Source organism: Adlercreutzia equolifaciens (genome assembly GCF_029076695.1).
Classification (GTDB): domain Bacteria; phylum Actinomycetota; class Coriobacteriia; order Coriobacteriales; family Eggerthellaceae; genus Adlercreutzia; species Adlercreutzia equolifaciens_A.
On the sequence record NZ_JARFIK010000194.1, the window covers coordinates 1 to 332 of the forward strand.

1 protein-coding gene is annotated in these 332 nt (G+C 60.8%); it reads left to right on the plus strand.

Annotation, left to right across the window (positions count from 1 at the left end; genetic code table 11):
• Nucleotides 1-332, plus strand: a 332-nt coding sequence (locus PZH32_RS12040) for an MBL fold metallo-hydrolase (protein ID WP_275208495.1), incomplete at both ends; no start/stop codon positions are given.

A 332-nucleotide genomic window follows, 5' to 3' on the forward strand; every position in this document is an offset into this window, starting at 1 on the left:
ACCACACCGGCACCATGCCGTACCTGCAGAAAGACCTCGACCGCACGGTCAACATCTATGCCACGAAGCTCACCATGGGCCTTATCGAGGGCAAGTTCGCCGAGCATCGCGTCAAGAACGCCAAGCTCATCGAGATCAAGCCCGGCGACGACATCAAGCTGGGGTGCTTCAAGGTCGACTTCTTCGCCGTGAACCACTCCATTCCCGGCGCCGTGGGCCTGTTCATCCAGAGCCCAGCCGGCAACGTGCTGCACACGGGCGACTTCAAGCTCGATCAGACGACTATCGACGGCATCACCACCGACTTCGGTGCCTTGGCCCGCTATTCCGAG